This is a genomic window from Pseudoduganella danionis (assembly GCF_009720775.1).
GTDB lineage: Bacteria > Pseudomonadota > Gammaproteobacteria > Burkholderiales > Burkholderiaceae_D > Rugamonas > Rugamonas danionis.
Genome location: NZ_WNKW01000042.1, coordinates 1 through 266, shown reverse-complemented (window position 1 = coordinate 266; position 266 = coordinate 1). Strand labels below are relative to the sequence as shown.

1 tRNA gene and 1 rRNA gene are annotated in these 266 nt (G+C 51.1%); both read left to right on the top strand.

Going from position 1 to position 266, the window contains the following annotated elements:
• Positions 1-112: ribosomal RNA gene (locus tag GM655_RS22645) — 16S ribosomal RNA — on the top strand; the annotation flags it as partial.
• Positions 113-192: 80 nt separating this feature from the next.
• Positions 193-266, top strand: a tRNA-Ile gene (locus GM655_RS22640).

Below are 266 nucleotides of genomic sequence, written 5' to 3'. Positions count from 1 at the left end.
AGAAGTAGGTAGCTTAACCGTAAGGAGGGCGCTTACCACGGTAGGATTCGTGACTGGGGTGAAGTCGTAACAAGGTAGCCGTATCGGAAGGTGCGGCTGGATCACCTCCTTTCTAGAGTGGCACTGAGTTAGTAATAACTCGCCATCAAGCGTTCACACTTATCGACTGTAAATAAGAGAAGAACAGCATTTGGGGCTGTAGCTCAGCTGGTTAGAGCACCGTGTTGATAACGCGGGGGTCGTTGGTTCGAGTCCAACCAGCCCTA